20 protein-coding genes are annotated in these 20,797 nt (G+C 70.3%); 9 read left to right on the top strand and 11 right to left on the bottom strand.

Annotation, left to right across the window (positions count from 1 at the left end; translation table 11 throughout):
* From Ae331Ps2_RS29380 to Ae331Ps2_RS29425, 10 genes are all read right to left on the bottom strand, one after another.
* Positions 1–1,465 (bottom strand): ATP-binding protein (locus Ae331Ps2_RS29380; protein WP_083696428.1); only part of this gene is annotated, 1,465 nt, incomplete at its 3' end.
* On the bottom strand, positions 1,462–2,988 hold the full coding sequence (locus tag Ae331Ps2_RS29385; RefSeq protein WP_075313397.1) for an SCO6880 family protein: 1,527 nt from the start codon (positions 2,986–2,988) through the stop codon (positions 1,462–1,464). The genes Ae331Ps2_RS29380 and Ae331Ps2_RS29385, both read right to left, overlap by 4 nt.
* The gene (locus tag Ae331Ps2_RS29390) at positions 2,988–4,682 is read right to left on the bottom strand and encodes a hypothetical protein (RefSeq protein WP_075313395.1); all 1,695 of its coding nucleotides are present in this window, start codon (positions 4,680–4,682) and stop codon (positions 2,988–2,990) included. The genes Ae331Ps2_RS29385 and Ae331Ps2_RS29390 overlap by 1 nt, the downstream gene beginning before the upstream one ends.
* Positions 4,679–5,524, bottom strand: coding sequence for a hypothetical protein (locus tag Ae331Ps2_RS29395; protein ID WP_083696429.1), 846 nt, complete (start codon positions 5,522–5,524; stop codon positions 4,679–4,681). Before Ae331Ps2_RS29395 ends, Ae331Ps2_RS29390 begins: the two co-directional genes overlap by 4 nt.
* Positions 5,524–5,877 (bottom strand): hypothetical protein, encoded by a 354-nt coding sequence (locus tag Ae331Ps2_RS29400; protein ID WP_083696430.1) that lies wholly within the window; start codon positions 5,875–5,877, stop codon positions 5,524–5,526. The genes Ae331Ps2_RS29395 and Ae331Ps2_RS29400 overlap by 1 nt, the downstream gene beginning before the upstream one ends.
* Before the next feature lie 41 nt (positions 5,878–5,918).
* On the bottom strand, positions 5,919–6,929 hold the full coding sequence (locus Ae331Ps2_RS29405) for a hypothetical protein (RefSeq protein WP_083696431.1): 1,011 nt from the start codon (positions 6,927–6,929) through the stop codon (positions 5,919–5,921).
* On the bottom strand, positions 6,926–9,097 hold the full coding sequence (locus Ae331Ps2_RS34475) for a transglycosylase family protein (protein ID WP_371336479.1): 2,172 nt from the start codon (positions 9,095–9,097) through the stop codon (positions 6,926–6,928). Before Ae331Ps2_RS34475 ends, Ae331Ps2_RS29405 begins: the two co-directional genes overlap by 4 nt.
* 74 nt (positions 9,098–9,171) lie before the next feature.
* Positions 9,172–10,293: a glycoside hydrolase family 16 protein gene (locus Ae331Ps2_RS29415; protein ID WP_139319161.1), complete on the bottom strand. Its 1,122-nt coding sequence runs from the start codon at positions 10,291–10,293 to the stop codon at positions 9,172–9,174.
* Between the two features lie 35 nt (positions 10,294–10,328).
* Positions 10,329–11,336: a MinD/ParA family protein gene (locus tag Ae331Ps2_RS29420; RefSeq protein WP_254864927.1), complete on the bottom strand. Its 1,008-nt coding sequence runs from the start codon at positions 11,334–11,336 to the stop codon at positions 10,329–10,331.
* 353 nt (positions 11,337–11,689) lie between these two features.
* Positions 11,690–12,340: a hypothetical protein gene (locus Ae331Ps2_RS29425; RefSeq protein ID WP_075313399.1), complete on the bottom strand. Its 651-nt coding sequence runs from the start codon at positions 12,338–12,340 to the stop codon at positions 11,690–11,692.
* Between the two features lie 509 nt (positions 12,341–12,849).
* On the opposite strand from Ae331Ps2_RS29425, the gene Ae331Ps2_RS29430 reads away from it, so the two are divergent.
* The 9 genes from Ae331Ps2_RS29430 to Ae331Ps2_RS29460 all read left to right on the top strand — a co-directional run bounded on the left by Ae331Ps2_RS29430 (position 12,850) and on the right by Ae331Ps2_RS29460 (position 20,345).
* A complete protein-coding gene (locus Ae331Ps2_RS29430) occupies positions 12,850–13,296 on the top strand; it encodes a hypothetical protein (protein ID WP_075313401.1) in 447 nt (148 codons plus the stop codon).
* A 54-nt stretch (positions 13,297–13,350) separates the two neighbouring features.
* The gene (locus tag Ae331Ps2_RS31660) at positions 13,351–13,809 is read left to right on the top strand and encodes a hypothetical protein (RefSeq protein ID WP_139319162.1); all 459 of its coding nucleotides are present in this window, start codon (positions 13,351–13,353) and stop codon (positions 13,807–13,809) included.
* Positions 13,810–13,926: 117 nt separating this feature from the next.
* On the top strand, positions 13,927–14,430 hold the full coding sequence (locus Ae331Ps2_RS31665; protein WP_139319270.1) for a hypothetical protein: 504 nt from the start codon (positions 13,927–13,929) through the stop codon (positions 14,428–14,430).
* Between the two features lie 6 nt (positions 14,431–14,436).
* Positions 14,437–15,597: a hypothetical protein gene (locus Ae331Ps2_RS29435; RefSeq protein WP_075313403.1), complete on the top strand. Its 1,161-nt coding sequence runs from the start codon at positions 14,437–14,439 to the stop codon at positions 15,595–15,597.
* A 2-nt stretch (positions 15,598–15,599) separates the two neighbouring features.
* Positions 15,600–16,859: an amidohydrolase family protein gene (locus Ae331Ps2_RS29440; protein WP_083696434.1), complete on the top strand. Its 1,260-nt coding sequence runs from the start codon at positions 15,600–15,602 to the stop codon at positions 16,857–16,859.
* Complete coding sequence (locus Ae331Ps2_RS29445; protein ID WP_075313405.1) at positions 16,856–17,179, top strand: antibiotic biosynthesis monooxygenase; 324 nt, start codon at positions 16,856–16,858, stop codon at positions 17,177–17,179. Before Ae331Ps2_RS29440 ends, Ae331Ps2_RS29445 begins: the two co-directional genes overlap by 4 nt.
* Positions 17,180–17,283: 104 nt before the next feature.
* A complete protein-coding gene (locus Ae331Ps2_RS29450; RefSeq protein ID WP_371335828.1) occupies positions 17,284–17,871 on the top strand; it encodes a disulfide bond formation protein DsbA in 588 nt (195 codons plus the stop codon).
* Positions 17,868–19,814 (top strand): type IV secretory system conjugative DNA transfer family protein, encoded by a 1,947-nt coding sequence (locus Ae331Ps2_RS29455; RefSeq protein WP_075329866.1) that lies wholly within the window; start codon positions 17,868–17,870, stop codon positions 19,812–19,814. Before Ae331Ps2_RS29450 ends, Ae331Ps2_RS29455 begins: the two co-directional genes overlap by 4 nt.
* A 33-nt stretch (positions 19,815–19,847) precedes the next feature.
* Positions 19,848–20,345 carry a hypothetical protein gene (locus Ae331Ps2_RS29460; protein WP_075329934.1) on the top strand — a complete coding sequence of 166 codons (498 nt, stop codon included), beginning with the start codon at positions 19,848–19,850 and terminating at the stop codon, positions 20,343–20,345.
* 12 nt (positions 20,346–20,357) lie between these two features.
* Here Ae331Ps2_RS29460 and Ae331Ps2_RS29465 read toward each other — a convergent pair.
* The coding region (locus Ae331Ps2_RS29465) for a nuclear transport factor 2 family protein (protein WP_217695665.1) at positions 20,358–20,797 on the bottom strand (440 nt) is incomplete at its 5' end.

Raw genomic sequence — 20,797 nt, forward strand, 5'->3', positions numbered from 1 at the left:
GGTTCTCGAGTTTCCACAGTGCCCGGCCGGGGCCTTCCATGGCCCATCCGGTGAGGACGGCCTGTTCGCGTTCGGAGAGGCCGAGGTCGTCGGCGAGTTCGTCGCCGACGCGGGTGGATTGGCCGAGCAGGATCCGGGTGGAGCACAGGGCGAGGAGGTCCTGGGCGATGGAGACTTCTTGGGAGCCGGCGGCGCCGACGGAGAGCAGGTCGGAGGGTTTGTGCATGACCAGGAGTTGGATTTTGCGTTCGGCGCGGGACAGGCGTAGGTCGGAGTCGACGGCCTGGACCGCGCGCAGTCCGAGGCGCATCTGGCGCCAGACCTCGTCGCGGACGACGATGCGGACGTCGCCGTCGTCCTGGAGGTCGGTGATCATCGACGACCAGGAGCCGAGGCAGGTCAGTGCGACCGCGATCGCCTGGTCCCCGCGGCTGCGGAGCGGGGAGAGGTCCATCGACTGGACGGGGGCGTCCCAGTCGAGGTCGAAGTTGGTCGGTTCGTCGAACAGCCCGGACAGCGGGCCGACGACGAGGTTCGAGAGGGAGTCGGTGATCTGACGGGTGTGGTCGACGAACTGCCGGTGCGAGGCGAACCGGGTCGCCTGCCACAGGTCGTCGGCGGGGTCGGCGAGTTGGGCCACGACCTGTGGGATCGTGATCGGCCGCAGCTCCGAACAGCCGTCCGCGGCGCCCACCAGGCGGCGCAGGACCGTCGAGATCACCAGCTCGTCGGTCACCGTCGGCGGGTAGCCCTGGGCCTCGGCCAGGGCGGTGAGCAGCCGGGTCCAGCGCGCGGTGATCCCGGTGAGCTCCTCGTTCTGTCGCTCGACACCCCAGGTGTTCCAGCGTGACCGGATCGGGCCGAGGTCGAGGGCGTTGAGCCGGTGCGGGCTCCCGCGCCCGAGCGCGATCGGGGTGATACCCAGCGAGCGCAGCAGCGGCGTGTACTCGCCCTTCACATCCCCGGAGATCAGGGAGCGGACCCCGAAGAGCATCATCCGCAACATCAGCGCGACCACGGTGGAGGACTTGCCGCGGCCGGGTTCGCCGAACACGACCAGGTTCGGGTTGGTGACCATGCCGCGCAGCACCCACTCGGTGGGGTGGACGTAGAACGCGCCCCCGGACTGGGTGTCATAGCCCAGCCGCGCCCCGATCGCGGGCACACCGTTGGAGGCCAGCAGCGGGAACAGCCCGCCGATCTCAGCTGTCGTCGCGCGGTAGACCGGGGCGCGTCGGGCCGCGTCGACCGCGGCCCAGCCGCGGCCGGGTTCGCGGGGGCCTTGGCGGGGTGCGGTGGTCTGGTTGACCCGCTGCCGTCCGCGGCCTCGCGGGGCGTCGTCGGTTGGATCGTGTTCCGGGGCGGGAGTGTTGGTGGGGATGCCGTCGAGGTCGGTGAACTGGCTGAGCAGCTCGCCGGTGCTGCGGGGCTCGATCCGGCGGCGGCGCTTACCGAAGATGCTCACGAGTCGAAGGTCCTCTTCTGGCGGGGGAGCCCGATCCCGACCGGGAGTGCGGCGGCGACGAACGCGGAGTCCTGGGCGAGCTCGAGGCGCAGCAGCCGGAACCGGCCCGAGGCATCGTTCTCCAGGCGGGCGGCGTGATCCTCGACGTTCCAGTCGGCCGGGACGGTGATCGAGGAGGCGACGGTGAACCGGACGACGGCGTGTCCGGCGGCGACGGCGGCTTCCTGCTCGCGGGCGCCGCGCTGGCGCCGCGAGTCGATCTCGGTGGTGGTGAACCCGCGGGCGGCTTTGGCGTCGACGAGGACGTTGTTGCGGAACCGGTCGGACTTGACCACGCGGGCGCCGGCGGCGGCGGAGAGGATCTCGTAGTGGATCTGCAGGGTGCGGCGTTCCCCGGCGGTGCGGACGGCGAGCAGCGGGCCCAGGGAGCCGAAGATCGTGCCGGACTCGGGTGGCTGCACGGCGTAGGCGACCGAGGAGTAGCCGTCGTGGTGATACGCCCGCGCCGCCGGGGTCGGGGCGAGGGCGGGCCCGGCCTGGGAGATCGGGAGCCCGGCGGTGCCGTCGGGGTCGGGGCTGGTCAGGTGCCGGAACGAGAGTCCGGCTGCGGCGGCGGGGTTGAACCCGGTTTTGATCGCCTCGGCGACGCCGGTGGAGGACAGCCAGGTCACCGAGGTCACTCCGAGCCCGCGGAGGCCGTCGGCGACGCCTTCGAGGAGCCGGTAGAGGGCGTAGGCCCGTCCGGTGATCCCGCCGCCGGCGGCCTTGGCCGGGCGGCGCAGTGCTTCCTCGGTGCCGGACACGGTCACGAACAGCTCGGTGCGCACCGAGATCGACGCGACGTCGCGGTCGATCTCGGCGGTGACCTGCCGGGCCAGCGCGGGGGCGTCGCCGCGTTGGTGGCGGTCGCGCCACACCGTGTATTCGGTGCCGTCGTCGGGGACGGTGCGCACGAGCAGGGAGACGCGGTCGACGATCTCGCGGTGTCCGAGGCCGACGAGCATCGACCCGAGCCGGGAGGCGAGGCGTTCGCACTCGTCGTCAGACAGCATCCCGACCCCGGAGTGGGTGAGCTTCGCGGTGGCGCCCCAGCGGCCTTCGGTGGTGTCGTGGATCAGGCAGATCCGCGTCCCGTGGAATTCCGGGCCGTCGGGGAACTCCAGGCGGGCGAGCACGCCGGGCAGGTCGGGCTCGGAGCGGTCACCGGCGAGGCCGGCGGCGGCGCGGGACTGCCACGGGGACCAGCCCATGAGGACTCCTGTCTGGAACATGACCAGGTCGGCGCACCAGCGGAACGCGGGGCGGCCGTGGACCGGGACGAGGATCAGCACGGCGACGAACGCGGCGAACAGACCCCAGCCGAGGGTCGCCGCCCATTGGTTGCGTGACATCGCGATCAGCGCGGGGGCGCAGACCGCGATCACCCCGAACGCCTGGGCCGGGGTCATCCCGGCGATCCAGCCGATGCCCTCGGCGTGGTTGAGGCCCCGATACACCCGAGGGCGGGGAGCAACGGACGGCATCAGCGGTTGTCCTCTCGGCCGGGGCCGGGCCGGGCCGGACGCTCGGGCGCGGGCGCAGTGGTGGTGGCCGTTGCCGCGCCGGCGTTGACCGGAGCGGGCTCAGGAGGGTCCGGCGGCCCGCCGCCACCGGGTGGTGTGGGCTCGGTCGGGCCGGGGTCGACCGGCGGCGGCGCCGGCCCGTCACCGCCGTTACCACCGCCATCGGTTTCGCCGGGTTCGTCCGGGCCGCGATCGTCGCCCGAGCCGTGTGCGATCCGGTTCGATGTCGCGTTGTAGGCGCTCCTGGCGGCGGAGATGATCTGCCCGATGCCGGCCACGGCGGCGGGGGCGGGTCCGGGGTGCCCGATGCCGGTCGTGGCCATCTGCGATGAGGCGTAGCCGTCGGCGGCCTGCCCGGCGGCCTTCGTGGCCAGATAACCACCGACGACGGCGGCCGCCGCCGCGCCCCCCACCGCACCGGCCCCGGCCGCCGCGCCGCGTCCTGCGTTGCTGGAGGTTCCTCGGGCTGTGGCGGTGCTGCCGCCGAGTTCCCCGCTCGCGCTGCCGCTGTTGGAGCTGCTGTTGCCGAGGTCGTAGGCATGCTGCGTGGCCCGCGCGGTGTTGATCATTTCGCTGGTGCCGTTGTCGCCGGTGGGCTCACTGCTGCCGCTGCTGCGTGGGCTGCCCAGTGACCGCAGCGCCATCCCGGCGTTGGTGCCCGGTTCGACGAACGGCAACATCCGGTAGAGCACGGTCGGGCTGAACAGGCTGATCAGCAGCACCGCTGTGGCGGCCAGCAGCCCGGCCACGCCCTGGGCGCGGGACGTGATGGCCACACCGATGACGATGACCAGCGCGAACGCGGGTTTCATCAGGACCGCCGCGATCAGCCAGCGCACCACCCGCCAGAACATCGGCGCGGTCGTGTCGGCGATCAGGCAGGCGGCCGCGATGGGGATGGTCGCGATCAGGACCATGATCGCTGCGGTGCGGAAGATCATGGCCAGGGCGAAGCCGACCGCGGCGGGGATGATCCCGAACAGGGCGGTGATGCCGAGCACCATCGAGCGGACGCTGTCCTCGATATCGGCGCCGAGGTCGGGGTTGTCGCCGAACCGGGCGGCGACGGCGTGGTTGTCCAGGATCGCGGTGAAGCTGCCGTACTCACCGAGCCACGACAGGAACATCGTGGTGAGCCCGTCCGCGCCGGTGAGCAGCACTGCGACCGCGCCGGTGGTCACCGCCAGGGCGATGCCGAACTGGGCCGGGCCGGTGACCGCGCGCATCATGCCGCGGCCACCGCGGACGGCGACCATGGTGAGTTGGTAGAAGAACAACCCGAGCGCGATCACGGCGGCCAGCCAGATCATGGTCGACCACAACGAGCCCAGATCCACCGCACTCTCGGCGCCCTCCGGCGGTTCCGGCGGTTCCGGCGGCGCAGCGCCCTCCGGCGGCGGTATGGGGTCCGGGTTGTCCCGCGACCTGCCGGTGATCACGCCCGGTTCGACCCGCGAGACGGTGTCGGCGATGGTGAAACCGCCCTTGAGCAGCCAGATCGCCGCATCCCACACCCACTGCATCGCAGAACTGAACGCGTTCTTGGCGATGACGCGGAGGGAGTCGCCGACCAGACCCGAGATCGGGTTCCAGCCTCCGCCACCGGCGGCCGGAGGAGGGGCCGGATCTTGGGCCGGCCAGTGCGGTGCGGTCATCGGATGATGTCCCGCCACCCGGCGGCCACGGCCTCGTCGCTTCCCGGCCAGGCTGCGGGGGCGTCGGCCGCGGCCGGGCCGGAGGCGATCCGCCACTGGTCGTCGACGCGGCGCATCGGTAGGCAGGTGCCCCATCCGGCGTTGACCACGCGGCCCTTGTCCTCGGCGACGAGCTCACCGAGGACGCAGACCACGGTGTAGGTGCCGTCGTCGGTGCTGCCCTTGACGATCGCGCTGGTCGGGGTCCAGGTGATCGTCAGCCCGGAGGGCAGCGGCCCGGTCTCGCGCATGTCCGCCGTGCGGCGCAGGCCCACGAGGTTCCGCGCGGCGGGCGTCTGCTCCGCTACGGCGGCACCCGGCTCGGCCATCGAGTTGTAGGCCCGAGCCCAGACCTGCGGATCAGCACCGAAAAACCCCACCCGGGCCAGCTCGATGACCTGCGCGATCGCGCCCTCCTCACTGTCGGGGAACCCGGTCGCCACCAGGCTGCCCACCACCTGAGAGGGCTCCGGCAGCGTGATCGGAGGCCCCGCGGTGCGCGTCGAGAGGGTGTGCGGCATCGCGGCCTGGGCGGGGATGTCGAGCATCGGCCGCCGCGCCAGCGCTGCCTCGGCCTCCGGCCCGCTACCCACGCTCGCCGCATCTGGCGCCGTCGAGGTCGACGAACCCGGGCCCGAGATGACCGAGTTGTCCGGGCTGCCGCTGGTGAACATGCTGGTCACTGACACGGCCACGCCGACCAGCAGGGCCAGCACCAGCAGCCCGGCACCGGCAACGGTCAGCAGTGCGCGGCGGCGGCTCCCGCCGTCGGGGCTCGGGTCGGTGTTGATCAGGCGGCCCATCAGGCGGTCTCGGCGAACTGGGAGATCAGGGTGTAGCCGAGGCCGAACAGCACGGCGAGGGCGAGGCTGCCGACGATCATGCGGGCGCCGAGGCGCCCGGAGCCGTGGTGGTCCCACATCCGGCCGGCGGTGGCGGCGACGATCCCGCCGAAGAACAGCCCGAGCACGGCGATCCCGGCGACCCACCGCACGTAGCTCACGACGTTCTCGATCGCGCCGGCCCCGGGTGGGGCCTGCGGCGGCGGGTTCGGGATCGCCTGGACCGGCACTGGTCCGGGCTCCTGCCCGAACAGGGCGCCGCCGAGCCGGGCGTGGCCGAGCAGGGTGTCGGTGAGCAGGTGGGGAAGCGACATCGTGGCTGGGTGCTCCGAAAGTCCGGGGGCGGCGGGGATGGTTAGCGGTGGCGTGGGGAGGTGATCAGGCCCCAGGAGGCGAGGAGTGGGCGGAGCGCGTCGACGGCTTTGGGTGGGCTGGGGTCGTCGGTGACACCGCCGATCTCCCAGCTGCGTTCGTGGGGGACGAACACCGTGTCGTCGAGGAGCGCTTCGATCCGGGGGCCGGCGGCGCCGGTGACACCGGGAGGCCATTTCCGGGCGTTGTTGACGACCAGCTGGTAGATCGGTGTCGCAGCCCCGCTGCTCACCCACGGCTCCAGGCGGGCCAGGAGTTCCTCGGCCTGGCGCAGCGACGGGCGGGTCGCGCGGACAACCAGGATCGGGCGCTGAGCGGGTAGGCCGCGGCGCAGCCAGCCCCCGGCGCCGTAGACGGGGGTCGCGGCGGCCCGCCACCCGCCGTGACCCAGATCGACCACCGTGGTGTGCAGCGGGGTCGGCGGCGGGTCGGGCAACCAGTCCGGCGGCACCGGCACCATCCCCGGCGTGATCGCCGGGAGCGGAGTCTCCACCCGGGCGAGCAGCGCGTTGTCACGCCAGCTGTAGCGCACCGACACCTGCTCGTTGACCGGCCGTTGCCACGGCCCCTCCCAGGTGGAGGCACACGCCAACCCGGACCGGGCCGGGTCGTCGGCGTCGACGAGCAGCGCGCAGCGCCGGTCGGCTTGCAACGCGTCGGTGATCGCCGCGGCGACACACGACGCGCCGGCCCCGGCGGACCCGGCCAGGACCGGGATCAGTGCCCCGAACGCCGCCCACGACACCGGGCGGGTCTCGGGGAACACAGTCCGGGTGTGGACGGCGTCGGTGGCCGCCCCGAGTTCAGCGGCGATATCGATCGGGTCGACGCCGGGTGCGCCGCCGGCCGCGGCCGCGGCAGCGGTATCGACGATGGCCTCGACATCGACCACACCCAGATGGGGTGCGCGGGCCCGCGCGGCGGCCCCGAGACGATGGTTGAGCTCGAACACACTGCCCGTGGCCTGGGCCGGGTCCTGCTGTGTGGTGCTCATCGGAGTCCGAGCCGTGTCGAACAGGTCGGCCACGCCGCCCAGCCCTGCACGGCCTGGACGCGTTTCGCGACCTCGATCTGCTCAGCCCGGGACGCCTCGTGCGCGGCTCCTTGCCCGCCGAACGCCCGCCAGGTCGACGGGCTGAACTGCAGGCCACCGACGTAGCCGTTACCGGTGTTCGTGCTCCAGTCCCCGCCGGACTCGCACTGAGCTAGGTTGTCGAAAGTCGAGTCCGTCGCCGGACCCGTTTCTGCATCTCCGGTCGCCGGCGACGGCTCGGCCCTCATCGCGGGCTCACGCGACTGCTCACCAGCTCTGCGGTCGAGCCCGTCAGCACCGTCAGCGGTGTCGCCGTCGGTGGTGTCGTTCCTGGTGGAAGCGGTACCACCGGTCGAGCCGCTGACCCGACCACGCTCGACACCGTGCTCGACACCGTCCTTGCTGTCCTCCGTACCGGCACCGGTGCCGGTGCGGTCGAGGGCGTCAAGTAGGTCTTGGGCGACCGGGTCGACCTCTGCTGCGGCGCGGGCCTGTGTTCTCAGCTTCTCGATGCCCGCCGACACCGACCCCGGGCTACGGGTCTGGGTCTCGGGTGTGCTCGTACTGGTGCGCTGACCAGCGCTGCTCGCGTCGCTGCTCTCATCGCCGGATGCGGCGTCGGCGGTGGTGCTGGCACGGCTGGACTGGCTGGGTTGGGTGCGGGTGATCGCCGCGCCGGGACGGACCTCGGCCTCGCCCGACGATGTCTGCTCCGATGTCCGCGCCTGCGCCTGCGTCGGCTTCGGGGACGCCGTCGTGGGCTGGTCGCTCCGACCGCTGCTGCCGCTGGTGGTGGTGTCACGGAGGTGGTCGAGGGTGTCGAGGTCGGCAGGGTCGGCGCCGAGCGCGGCGAGACGATCGGTGTCCAGAGCGTCGAGGATGGTCGACCCGATCCGGGTGGCGTCGGCGCCGCCGTCAGCGGCGATCGCGGCCATCAGGTCGCTGACCATCCCGATCGCCGCCCGCGCCGCCGCAGCGTCGTTGGTCACGTCCTCGACCGACGGTGTCTGTCCCGGCCCGGTCTGGGCATCGGTGACCACACGATTCGACGCTGCAGGCGGCGCCAAAGACGGTGTCGCGGGTGGGGTCGAGGTTCGGGGCCCGCCCGGCTCGGTGCTGTCCGGCTCGGTGCTGTCCGGCTCGGTGCTGTCCGGCTCGGTGCTGTCCGGCTCGGTGCTGTCCGGCTTGGTGCTGGTCGGGGCGAGATCGGTGGTGTCGGCGGCACGGTCCTTGCTGCTGCTGATGGTGGTCGGTGGAGCTGCTGCAGGCAGCTCGGCAGCGGTCGCTGCCGGTGCCGGTGCCGGTTCACGGGTCGGACCAAGGCTGACCGGCGCGGTCTTGTCCCCCGCGGGTGGTTGTTCCGGCGACGCCGTAGGCGTGCCCGGGTGGTGGTCGGTGCAGGCCGCCGGGATCGGCGGCGCCGCAGACCGCGGCCGGGCTACCGGCGGCGTTGCTGCTGCTGGTGGTGGAGTTGTGGCTGCGGCTAGGGCCTGGTCGACAGCGCCGAGAGCCGCATCGGCCCCGGCTGCGGTGTCGTTGATGAGGTCGGCTGCGGGTGGCGGGTCGATCAGGTCGGCGGGTGTGGGGCCGAGCCCGGCCGCGGCCAGGCGCACCCCGACCTCGCTGAGCTGCGGGTCAGCACTGTGTGGGTGGGCGCTGTGTGGGTGGGTGGTGGTGAGGTGGTGGAGGTGGTCGGCGACGTCCACGGCGTGTTGGCGCCACCCGGGCGGCTGGGTTGCGGGGCGGAATCCGAGCTCGGTGATCTGGTCGGCGAGGGCGTGGTCGGCCGGGTCGGCGGACAGTGTGAGGTCGGTGAGTAGCGCGCGTGCTTGGGTGCGGGTGTCGGTCGCGGCAGTGTGTTGGCGTTCGGCTGTGTGCGGGTCGCAGGTTCCGTCGGTGGTCAGCCCGAGCACCGTCACCGGCTGCGTGGCCGGGGCCCGGGCGGCTGTGGTGGCGGTGGTCCAGGTCCCGACGCCCAGTAGCGCGGTCGCGGTCAGCACCGCGACCGCTGAGCGGCGGGCGGGTGACCCGTCCGGCAGACGGCCCGGCAGGAGATGGCGGCGCGGGACGTGGTCGGCCCACGACGGCCGCACAGCACGCCGACCGCCGCGGCGGGGGAGCGGAGACATGCGGGTAAACCTCCAGGTCAGCAGGGGAGCAGACGAGAACAAGCGCGGGTGTCGGTCGGGCGGCGGAACGGCGTCTAGGACCAGCCGGTGTTGTTGTTGATCTCGTCGGTGACCGTGGTGGAGGAGTCGGCGTCGGTCGACCCTTCGCTGCCGGCGGTGTCGGTCGACGGGCCCTCGCCGGCGGCGAGGCCCCACTGCTTGACCCAGTCGACCTGCATCCGCCCGGTCTCGCCGTCTCCGCGGGGGAACCAGTCCAGCTGCAGGCACAGGTGCATCGGACCCGGCGGCAGGATGGAGGTGTCGGTGGTCTTCCACCATTCGCGGCCGTCCACGAACGCGGTCACACCGTGCGGGGTCCACTCCACGGCGTAGTTGTGCCATGCGGTGGCATCGACCTTCAGTTCACCGTGGACCTGGGAGTTGTCCGCGCCGTAGTGCAGAAAGAGTTCGATCGTGTCGCGGGCCGGGTTCATGATCTCGGCGAAGTCGATCTCCCCACCGACCGGGAAGTTCTCCTGCGTCGGCCACAACAGCGCCAGCGCGTTGTAGGACGGCGACCCGGTCGGGGCGCGCATCCGAACCTCCCAGCGCCCGTACTTCTGGGAGTGCGCCGTCCACGCCAGCCCGGCCGTCGTGCCGTCCCCGGTGCCGTCGATGGTCAGCACCCCGTCGGTGACGGTGGCTGCGTCGGGGGAGCGGGTGCCGTTCCCGGCATGACCCGGGCCGTCATAGGCATTCCACCCCGCACCCAGGCCGGTGCCGGTGAAGTCGTCGACGACGTCCGGGACACCCCACCCGAACACCTCACCAGCAGTGTCACCTGATGCGGGTGTCCCGGACGTCGGCCCGGTCGGCGGTCCGGGCGATCCAGCGTCGGGGGCGGCACTGGATCCGTTTTCATGATCGTTTGACCGGTTCCCGGTGTTACCGGCGGCGCCGGACGCCCCGCTGTCGCCGCTGTCGCTGCGGTCGCGGGTGTCGCTGGGGCCCGGGGTGGTGTAGCAGGTGGTGGGGACGAACCCGGGGCGGTCCGCGCCGATCTCGGTGAGCGCGGCCCGCCACGCCTGCGCCCGCTCGGACTCATCACCGTCGAGTTCGGCCAGGACATGGGTCGCGGTGATCCGCCATCCGCACTCGACCCGCGCCTCCGCCGGTGTCGGGGCGGCCGGAGCGAACACGACACCCAGCGACGTCACCACCGCTACTGCGGCGCTGGTCGGGCCGGACCCGATCACCGCCGACCGGCCTGACCGCCGCCGTGGCCGGCGCGGGCGCGGGTGTGGAAGTCGCTGGTGCGGTGGCGGAAGCCGTGGGAGGCCAGGCCACAGGTCCGGGCCTGGAAGCCGTCGGCGACCGCCGCAGCCAGTTCAAGAACCGCATCGCGGGTGCCCGGGGCCAGAGCGGCCAGGTCGATGACGTCCCCGGTCGCCAGGTGCGGGTCGTCGGGAAGCTCCACCACCGCGCGGACCCGGGAGGCGAAGTAGTCGACGATGACGCTGTCATCGACATACCGCGACGCCCGGTCACAGGACAGGACCACGACGGCGTCAGCGACCAGGTCCCGATACGGAAACCGGCCGGAAGAGTCCTGGTGGGTGGCGAGCCACTGCAGTGTCCGCGCCGCGCGTGACGCCCCGTCCTTGGTCGGCGCACCCACCACGACCAGCGCATCAGCGTGCCGCAGCGTCCCTTGCATCGCCGAATGCACCAGGCCGGTGCCGCAGTCGGTGAGCAGCAACTCGTGATAGACCGACAACAGTCGCAGTACGGCCTCGTAGTCGCACTCGGAGAACATCTCCGACAGCGCCGGCTCCTGCTCCGAGGTCAGCACACGCAGGCGACCGGCGAGGTGGGTGTAACCCGACAACTGCGTCGACGACTGGACCCGATCCAGATCGTGGAGCAGGTCCCGCACCGTCCGCCGCCCTGCCTGCGCTTCCCCGACCAGGCGGTCCCCGAGCGTGCCGGCGTCGGGGTTGGCGTCGAGGGCGATGACCCGGTCACCGCGGTACTCGGCCATCGCCAACCCGAGCAGCGAGGTCACCGTCGTCTTCCCGACACCACCCTTGATCGACCCGACCGCGACGCTGAACGGCCCCGACAGTGGTGTCGTGACCCGCCGGACCTGATCGCGCCGGCGCAGCTCCGCGGGCGACAGACCGGGATTCCAGCGGCCGCCCGACAGCGCGTGGACCGCGGCGCGCCAGCCGTGTGCCGGCGCGGCCGGCTTCGGACGCACCACATCAGCGAACACGCCACCATCAGAGAAACCCGCATCCAGACCGGCAGCGACACCGGCGGCGTCGACGCTCCAGAGCGCCGCCGACACCGGCGACGCCGGCGGCGCCGGCGGCTCGGCTACCGGCCGACCCGGCTGCAGACCAGCGCCGGAACCGGCACCCAACAGCTGCTCCGGAGACTCGTCCGGAACCGGCCGCTCGACCGGGACCACAGGAACCGGCGACTCTGCCGTACCCGGGGAGCCGGGAGCAGCCCACGCCGCAGCACCATCAGCCAGCCACGACGGCGTCTCACCCGCCGACGTCTTCTCCGAGGTCTGCTCCGGCGCCGGTACATGGTTGCTCGATGACATCAGCGCTCACCTGCCTGTTCACCAGCAGGTCCGGACAGCAGACCGGGATCGACGACCAGACGACCGTCCTCACCAGCGCGGGTGACCGGCACCGTCATCCGGACCCACCACGCCTGGGCCGCAGCCCACGCCGAGTCCGCCTCCGGCGGCGCGCACGAGCGGCCGATCATCCCCGCCGGCTCCACCCACTCACCGCGCTCACCGTCGTTCTCGGGATGGCCATCGGCCCCGGCTACTGCTCCAGCACGGACATACGACGTCACACGGACAACGACCTCGACGAACACCACCGTGTCCGAGCGGCGGTAGATCCGCCCCGGCAACGGGGAATCCGCCCGCTGCCGCCCCGAACCCGACCAGCCCCACGTACACGCCTGCGCATCCGCAAGGACCTCACGCAACACCTCCGCCCGCCGCCACGGGACGTCCTCGTCGAAGGACTGGAAGTCACACGCGAACCGGCCGGCGAACGCCGCCGCCTCCACATCCGAGACCGGCTCCCACGACCGCACCGACCGCAGAAACGACGACTCCCCGACCAGGCGCGCGGTGGGCGGATCATGACGTTGCAGCTTTGCGGGCGGGATCTCCTCATCGAAGCTGGCCTGGGGCTCGGCCAACTCTGCAGCTGGTGCGGGCGTCAGCGGCATGAGCGAGTCGGTATCCGAGTCGGTATCCGAGCTGATCGGGGCAGGTCGGGTACTGCGCGGCTGGCGCGAGGTAGTGACGCGGCGAGCCGCCGTGCTGGAAGCGTCCCGGTCTTTTGTGGCCTGGTCAGGGTCGCCGTTGCCGCGGAGAGGCAGGACATCTCCGCGGCCCGGGGCTGATCGCCACGGCGCCGTCTGTACCGGCGCTGCGGAGCTGGTTCGCGCCACTGCCAAGGTCTCCTCGGGTCCAGATCAAGTGCGCTGGTCAAGGGCAGTGGGGCGGCTCTTGACCAGACTGCGGAAGGCGCCGCAGTCTGCTTCGATCACCTGCATCGTTGCTGCGTCGAGGCACCACGGAGGCATCTCGCCCCGCCGCTCTAAGCGCGCCCGCTGATTTTTATCAGCGTAACCACTGGACGCGCAAGTGCGTACTCTGATCGCCGGAGGTGCTGGGATGCAGGTGCGGGATCAGCTACGCTGTTGCAGGACTTGACAGCAGGAGGCGGTAGCTGGTGACGCAGGAAAAGGTTCATGCCGAGCTGGGCTCGTTGGCGGACCGGATCAACTATCTGTTCGCGGAGCTGCCGCCCGCGGATGGCTCTCGGGCTGAGTTCACCAATCAGTACGTCCTCACGTGGCTCCGGGAGCGCGGACACGAGCTGTCCCCCTCGCACATCTCTGAGCTGCGCCGCGGGATCAAGGTCAACCCGACCATGAAGGTGCTGCAGGGTCTCGCGGACTTCTTCGAAGTCCGGGCGGGCTTTTTTCACGGTGATGTCGATGCGGTCCGGGACACGCTCTCGGAGGTGCGGCTGCGACGGGCGATGCGCGATAACCAGGTGACGGATATCGCCGCTCGGGTTGCAGGCCTGAGTCCGGCTCACCGGCATCTCGTTGCTGACTTCATCACCGACATGATCTACAAGCATGGGAAAGACGGCGGTGGATCGGCCACCTGACGGCCCTGCCAGAGGCTGGCGAGTCTCGCTCGTCTGCTAGACGAAAGAGCTGCCATGTCTGTATTCAAGAATGACGACGACAGTCCAAGTATTCGGCTCCATCGGCTCGTGGATCTGACCCAGATCCGGATCCGCACCGCCGACGGCGTGGAGGCATGGCGCAGCTGGCGGGCATATCTGAACAATCTTCCCGAACACAATAATCAGGAAAGTACGTTCAACGGTGACGGCCCCGTGGGGGTTCTTGTTGTCTCCGCGCTCCGCGGCGACCCTTCCCTGGAGCAACTAGCAGATATTTCAGTCCACCTGGACGCTCCCCCGCGATATTTCGATATGATCCGGCCGAGGCACGAGGTCGAGCGAGACCTCCTGGTCGACCAGCTCTGCAAGGTCGGGGCAGGCGGCCTGCGAATATGCCGGGGGCAGCCCGCCGGATTTGAACTCGTCGAGGTTCTCGAATCCGTTCTCTCGATCGTCTGCCGGTCCGGTTCACTCCCCGGACCACGAGAGTGAACCCTCGGCCTACCGGCAGTAGCCGTTCGCCTCTCTCGTTACCCGCACGCTGTACTCGCACCGCTACGCATGGTTAGATGTCTTCGTTGAAGAACACAGCGCGCGGGAGGGCGGGCAGTGAATGAACGAGAGCTGCGGAAGTTCGGGAAAAAACTCCTTGCGGAGCTAGACCTGCAGAAGCCACCTGCCCCGCCGGAATTCTGCCGACGCCTCTCCGACTACCTCGGGATCCCCATCATCCTGGAAAGCAGACGACTCCCCGACGTACGGTCCTACGCCTGCGTCATCCCATTCCCGGACCGATTCGTCATCGCCTATTTCGACACCCTTGTACCCGTCCGCGTCAACTATATTATATATCACGAGATAGCGCACATCATTCTCGGACACCTCACCGGAAACACCAGCGGCGTACCGCTCATCTGCGGCGCACTCTTCCCGCGAGACGAAGACGAAGGTACACCGCAGACATCGTTTTATGCCAGCCCTCAGGAGTGGGAAGCGGAGATCATGGCAGCGATTCTGTCTGGGTGGTCGAAGCTCCCGATCCGGGCTGACTGGAAGGACCTCGGACCTCACGGAGATGCCCTGGGGCGACTGTTCGGCGTTCGGGGGGTGTAGCAGGTCATGTCCTTCTTCTTGTTGACGTTGTGTGCTGTAGCGGTGTTGTGGCAGGTGTCGGGTCTGGCTCGATCCGGGGTCACTCGTGACTCGCTGTCCGCGGTCGCGTTCTCGGCTGGCGTGGGGGCGATGGTCCTCCTCTACCGAGAGGATGTAGGTGTCCTTCTGGACAGCCTTCTCGGGGCGAATGTCACCGCGGTTGTACGGAACCTCGTTCTCGTCGCGGCGTTCGCCGCGATGCAGTTCTTCTACATTCGCAATATCGCTACGTTCCGCCCCACTGCGCGTCACTACGTGGAACGGGGCGCGTTCACCGTGGCGTGCGCACTGCTGATTACGTCACCTTTCTTCGTGGGGTCGACGGCGGCGCTGAAGGCGAGTCCGGAGAACCTGCATGATCCGGCGGTCCTCCTCTTCTTCCTCTCCGGTAGCTGCTACCTGCTGTACGCCTGCGTGACGCAGGTGGCGTGGTCTCTGCGCGACGCCGGACGCTTCATGCGTCACCGGTTCTATTCGTTTTTCGCAGCCACCGCCGCCCTGGCTCTGGGCTGCTCTCTCTATTTTGTCCTCGTCGCCCGCCGCGTGTTCCACTACTATGTCTCGCTGACTTCCGGGCCCGAACACATCACCATGTGGCCGCCGCCTATCGGGACGATCCTGATCTGTCTCAGCGTCAGCTTCATGGCCCTCGGCGTCACGCTTCCACTCGCCGCGGCAGACATACATCGATGGATTCGCCGAGCCGCCACGACACGCGCCAATCGACAGCTTCGTGAACTCGATTCAGTCGTGTGCGCACTTTTCCCGCGCCTACTCATTCCGGAAGTCCCGGAATACGAGGATGGTTGCCCTGCCGCGCCGGGATCGGCTTCGGGCATGCGGTCCGCACATGAGCTTCGGGAGAACAGGTGCAGTGACGGTTACGGGCGCCTGCACGACATCATCACCGGGGGATCCGACACCGGCCGGGCCGATATCGCTGCTGCCATCGACATTCTCACCGCGATCCCCGGTGGGCTTCCTGTCGCGTGCGAGAGTGGAGACACCCGGCATTTGATTCGGATATCGCGGTGGTTGAAGAAGAACCGAGCGGCAGCAGCGCTGGACACGATGACCGCGGCCCCGTCGACGGTTCCGGTCGTGTCCACGGAGAAAGGCGAGACCTGACGATGCTGACGATCTACGAGGCGGACCGGGTGATCTCCCCAGGAGCGGAACTCGCCGACGGCGCGGACGCAGTCCTGGTCGCCGGGGCGTGCATCGAGGCTGTCGGTCGCTCTGCCGATCTGCTCGCGGGGCATCCGGCCGCGGACGTACGCGGCTTCCCCGGCGCCAGCATCATGCCCGGTCTGATCGACAGCCACGTGCATCTGGTCGCCGACACCACCACGACCCCGTTCACCACCGCGGTGTCCGGAACGCTGCACGAGGTCCGGGCCCTGGCCCGCCGGAACGCGACCGCCAGCCTACGGTCGGGTGTCACCACCGTCCGCGACCTCGGTGACACCCGTGGGATCGTCGCCGAACTCCGCGACGAGCGCCGTGACACCGCCGTCCCCGCATCCCCGCGGCCGAGGATCCTGTCCGCGGGGATGCCGTTGACCATCACCGGCGGGCACTGCTGGTACCTCGGCGGGGTCGCCGACACCGCCGACGAGCTCCGTACCGCGATCGACCGCGCCGCTCCCACCGTGGACCTGATCAAGGTCATGGCCGGCGGCGGCTACCTCACCACCGGCGGCCCCGGAGTGTTCGACGCCCAGTACTCGACCGATCTGCTGACAGCCGTCGTCGACCACGCCGCCCAGCATGGGCTTCCGGTGGCCGCCCACGCTCACGGCAGCGAGCCGATCATCCGATGTATCGACGCCGGAGTGGCCACGATCGAGCACTGCGGCTGGCGCTCCGGGCCCGCCCGCCGGAACTGGGATAACGACCAGGCCCGCGCGATGGCCGAACGGAACATCGCCGCCGGGACCACCACCCCCGCCCACTGGCGCACGATCGCCGACATGATCACCAACACCGCCACCGCGACAGGCGAGGACTACCAGTTCGGCGCCCAGATCACCTGGATGGACACCCACGGCGTCCCGATCCTCATCGGCACCGACGCCGGCACCCCCCAAGCCGTGTTCGACAACCTCCGCACCAGCGCGGAGCTGTTCGAACAGCTCCGCTTCACCCCGGAACGGATCATCGACCTGCTCACCACCCACGCCGCCCGACAGCTCGGGCTCGCCGAGAAAACCGGCGCAGTCCGCCCCGGCCTCGACGCCGACCTCCTCATCGTCAACGGCGACCCACGCACCGATCTGGACGTCCTCCACCGACCAGAACTCGTCATCGCCCACGGCGTCGCCTACACCCAGGACCAGCTCACCGACCCCACCCCCGACACATCTGCGGTGAGGAACTCCGAACCGTGAGCGTCGTCAAAATCCACGTCCTCGCCATCCCCGACGCACACCACGCCGAGCTGGAGGAACGGTTCACAGCCTGCCGAGCGGCCGAACACCTCGCCGACGTTCCCGGGTTCCGCAGCGTCGAACTACTCCGGCCCACCGCCGGATCACCCCACTACTTCCTGCTCTCGCACTGGGACGACGACGCCGCCTACTGCGACTGGCTCGCCCACGGCCGCGAAACAGCCCACGGCACCACAGCCCACAGCACTACCTACCGCGCCATGACCACCACCAGCGTCGACCTCCTCGAATTCGACGTAGTCGAACCGAAACGTCCCTGACCCACCCCACTGCAGACGTTGCTGCAGAACTTCCGGAGCCGCCGCCCGTGTCCACCCCGAACGAGGACCCACCAGCAACCCAGGTCACCGCCCACATCGACCCGGTGTGTCCGTATGCGTGGATCACCTCGCAGTGGCTCCGCACCGTCGCCGGGACGCGGCCGATCCAGCTGGCGTTCCGCACGATGTCACTCGGTGTGCTCAATCAGGACCCGGTGGATCCGCGGGAAGCCGCGCGTGGCTATGAGAGTGCGTGGCGCCCGGTCCGGGTCGCTGAAGCGATCGCCGCGACCCGCGGGCCCGGGCATCTCGACCGCTACCTGCACGAGTTCGGCTACCGCTACCACGACCTGCGCCACCGGCACCCGGATCGGCCGCAGGATCGGGACACGGTCCTGCGGGACACCCTCGCTGCCCTCGACGACACCACTCTTTACGGCGCCGCGGATGATCCGATCTGGGATGAGGCGGTGATCGCCAGCCACACCGCGGCCCTGGCCGGAGTCAGCGACCCAGGCGGCGGCGGGGTGGGCACGCCGATCGTGCGGATCAACGGTGCCGGGATCTTCGGGCCGATTCTGACCGAGGTTCCCGATCCCGGGCGAGGCGCGGCGATATTCGACGCGGTCGCGGTGCTGGCGGCGCAGCCGGAGTTCACCGAGTTGAAGCGGACCCGGGAGAGGTCGGCGTGAGCGCGGGGGCCGAGGTGTCGTGGCGCGAGGATTACGCCCATCTGTTCATCACCGTGGTCCTCGGTGTCTGCACGCTGGTGTGTGTCGAGGTCGCCGCCCTGGCCACCGGGGTGGCATCCGGTGCGCCGCGGTGGCTGCTGATCGGGACCGGTGACGTGCTCGACGTCGTCGCCGCCCCGTTGGGCATCCCCGCCCCGGCCGGGTCGACCACGGCGTATCTGTTCGCGGTCCCGGGCCTGTTCCGCAACTGTCTCCTCACCACCGCGGTCGCGCTCACCACCGGAGTCGCCGCCGCCGGCTGGGCCGTGACCCGCCGCCGAGGCCGCGGCACCCGTAGCACCGTCCGGCACCGGCGGCAGCGTCGGTGGGGCGGCCCGGTGACCGACCCGATCCGCACCGCCGCCGCCCGGCTCACCCCCACACCCCCCGGACACGCCACCGCCGCACAGATCCGCGCCGAACTCTCCGTCGCGGCATGTCGGGAATCCGCCGCCCGGACCCGGCCGAGCATGAGTCCCGCGCAGATCCGGGCCGCAGCACCCGGCGAAGTCGGGATCCCGCTACCGATCTGCGCGGCGTGCGGGCAACTGTGGGCGCCGTTCACGAACCCGACCGGGGTGATCGCCACCACCCAGTCCGGGAAGACCCGGTGCTGGCTGTGCGGGATCTGCATCGACGCACCCGGCGCTCTGTTGTGCTCCACCACCAAACCCGACCTGCTCGAGTTGTCCGCGCTCTCCCGCGCCCGCCGCCCCGGCGCCGGACCGGTGTGGGTGTTCGACCTGACCGGCACCACCACCTGGCCCGCGACCCTGCCCTGGTCACCGCTGCACGGCTGCCGCGACCAACAACAAGCCTGGGCGACGGCGAAACGCCTCGTCGAAGCCGCCGCCACCACCATCGAGGCCGGCGGCGGACGAGGCGCCGGGAACGACCGCGTGTTCCGCCAACGCGCCATCGGCGTCGTCGGCGCCTACCTCCTCGCCGCCGCCCACACCACCACCACGGCGGCCGACGGTGGTGGTGGGAGTGCGTTGAGTCGGATCGCCGACTGGGCCACCGACCGCACCACCGCCCACGAAGCAGTCAACATCCTCACCAGCCACAGCGACTACGCCCACCTCGCGGCCGCGTTGAAAGCCGAGCTGTCCATGGTCGCCGAAACCGCCGACGCCGTCTGGATGTCCGTGCGCCGCGCCCTGGAACCGTTCTCCGACCCACGAGTGCGGCGGCTGTGCGACATCGACCCCGACACCTCCTACGACCTGGAAGCGTTCATCACCGCCGGCGGAGCGCTGTACCTGATCGCCGAGGACAACGACGCCGCCGCGATCCCGATCCTCACCACCATCGTCGACGAATGGATCACCACCGCCCGACGGCTCGCCCTCACCCGACCCGGACGCCGGCTCGACCCACCCGCCACGATCGTCCTCGACGAACTCCCCTCCGCCACACCCGTACCCGACCTGCCCACCATGCAAGCCGACTCCGCCGGACGCGGTGTCCTCATCCACTGGGCCGCGCAATCACTGTCCCAACTCGACGCCGTCTACGGCACCCGCGCCCGCGACCTCATCGAGAACTCCACCGTCTTCGCCGTGTGGGGCGGCATCAAAGACGACGACACCCTCACCTGGCTGTCAAAGATCATCGGCGACCGCACCACCCACCGCGACACCCACCCCACCGGCGGGCTACTCCCCCCAACCCACGGCGGGAGCCGCACCACCGAACGCGTCCCGATCTACCCACCCGCCGCGATCCGCACCCTGCCCCGCGGCGAAGTCCTGATCCTCTACCGGCACCTACCCGTCATCCGCGCCACCACCACCGACGCCTACCACCGACCCGACGGCAACCAACTACGCGCCGACGTCGCCACCATCGCCTCCGGGAACATCCCGATCACACCGACCGGATACCTCGATCACCAACAGTGAGCGGCCAACGGTCGGCCACATAGGATGTCGGTCATGGTGCCCATGTCATCGACGTCGATCGGGTCGCCGCGGCGGGCTCGTGAGGTGCTGGTCATCACCCGCCAGGATTTCGACCTGCCCGGCAAGGACCTTTCCCGGGCAGCGGCGGTGCTCACCGATCACTTCACCGGGCTGCTACGCCGCGGTGTTCTGTCCCGCGCGGTCGCCGAGGTGATCCTCAACCCATCCCGCTGGAGCCACAACCGTCATGTCCTCACCGTGCAGGTCGACGTCGCTGCACGCGACAACGTCGCCGGGCTCGCGACCGCGCTCAACACCCTCCGCGACGGATTCCGGTTGCTCCCGATCGCGCTGCCCGACCAGTTCACCACCACCGAGATCGAGCGCCTCACCAGCATGGTCATCGGCGGCGACGACCTCCAGTTCGCCACCCACGACGACCGCCACCCCAGCCCCATCAGCGGCGCCCGCCGAGCGCGCCGGTTCCCCACTACCGGAGCGGCCACGCCGCGCTCACCTCGCCCGAGGTGAGCGGGAACGCCTTTACGGATGTCCTGGGGCCTGCGAGGGAGTGGTTCCGGGGACCATCGGGTTACCGTTCGCGGTATCACCGGGGATGGCCTGGATGACATCCCAATGCTCGAGGATCTTCCCGCCCTCGACACGGAAGAAATCCGCGATCGCAGACCGTTTCCCGTCCTTCTCCGTCGACTCCGCGTGGACCACGACGATGTCACCCTCAGCCACGACACGCCCGATCCGGAACGTCACCCCGCTGTCTTTGACATAGGGGCCCATCGTGTCCACGAACGCCGCCCGGCCGTTCGGGACCTGCGGGTTGTGCTGGATGTAGTTCTCCGCGACATAGGTCTGCGACGCCCCCGCGACATCACGGTGAACGAACGCCTGGGTGTAGAAATCGGTGACCAACTTCGCCTTGTCCACCGGAACCGGAGTCGTCGTCGGCACCGCAGCCGGCGCCG

Source organism: Pseudonocardia sp. Ae331_Ps2, assembly GCF_001932405.1.
GTDB lineage: Bacteria > Actinomycetota > Actinomycetes > Mycobacteriales > Pseudonocardiaceae > Pseudonocardia.

Bases quoted from the DNA above. Each gene is read 5' to 3' on its own strand.
- Ae331Ps2_RS29385 (WP_075313397.1), bottom strand. From the start codon at position 2,988: ATGCCGTCCGTTGCTCCCCGCCCTCGGGTGTATCGGGGCCTCAACCAC.
- Ae331Ps2_RS29390 (WP_075313395.1), bottom strand. From the start codon at position 4,682: ATGACCGCACCGCACTGGCCGGCCCAAGATCCGGCCCCTCCTCCGGCC.
- Ae331Ps2_RS29395 (WP_083696429.1), bottom strand. From the start codon at position 5,524: ATGGGCCGCCTGATCAACACCGACCCGAGCCCCGACGGCGGGAGCCGC.
- Ae331Ps2_RS29400 (WP_083696430.1), bottom strand. From the start codon at position 5,877: ATGTCGCTTCCCCACCTGCTCACCGACACCCTGCTCGGCCACGCCCGG.
- Ae331Ps2_RS29405 (WP_083696431.1), bottom strand. From the start codon at position 6,929: ATGAGCACCACACAGCAGGACCCGGCCCAGGCCACGGGCAGTGTGTTC.
- Ae331Ps2_RS34475 (WP_371336479.1), bottom strand. From the start codon at position 9,097: ATGTCTCCGCTCCCCCGCCGCGGCGGTCGGCGTGCTGTGCGGCCGTCG.
- Ae331Ps2_RS29425 (WP_075313399.1), bottom strand. From the start codon at position 12,340: ATGCCGCTGACGCCCGCACCAGCTGCAGAGTTGGCCGAGCCCCAGGCC.
- Ae331Ps2_RS31660 (WP_139319162.1), top strand. From the start codon at position 13,351: ATGTCTGTATTCAAGAATGACGACGACAGTCCAAGTATTCGGCTCCAT.
- Ae331Ps2_RS29435 (WP_075313403.1), top strand. From the start codon at position 14,437: ATGTCCTTCTTCTTGTTGACGTTGTGTGCTGTAGCGGTGTTGTGGCAG.
- Ae331Ps2_RS29440 (WP_083696434.1), top strand. From the start codon at position 15,600: ATGCTGACGATCTACGAGGCGGACCGGGTGATCTCCCCAGGAGCGGAA.
- Ae331Ps2_RS29460 (WP_075329934.1), top strand. From the start codon at position 19,848: ATGGTGCCCATGTCATCGACGTCGATCGGGTCGCCGCGGCGGGCTCGT.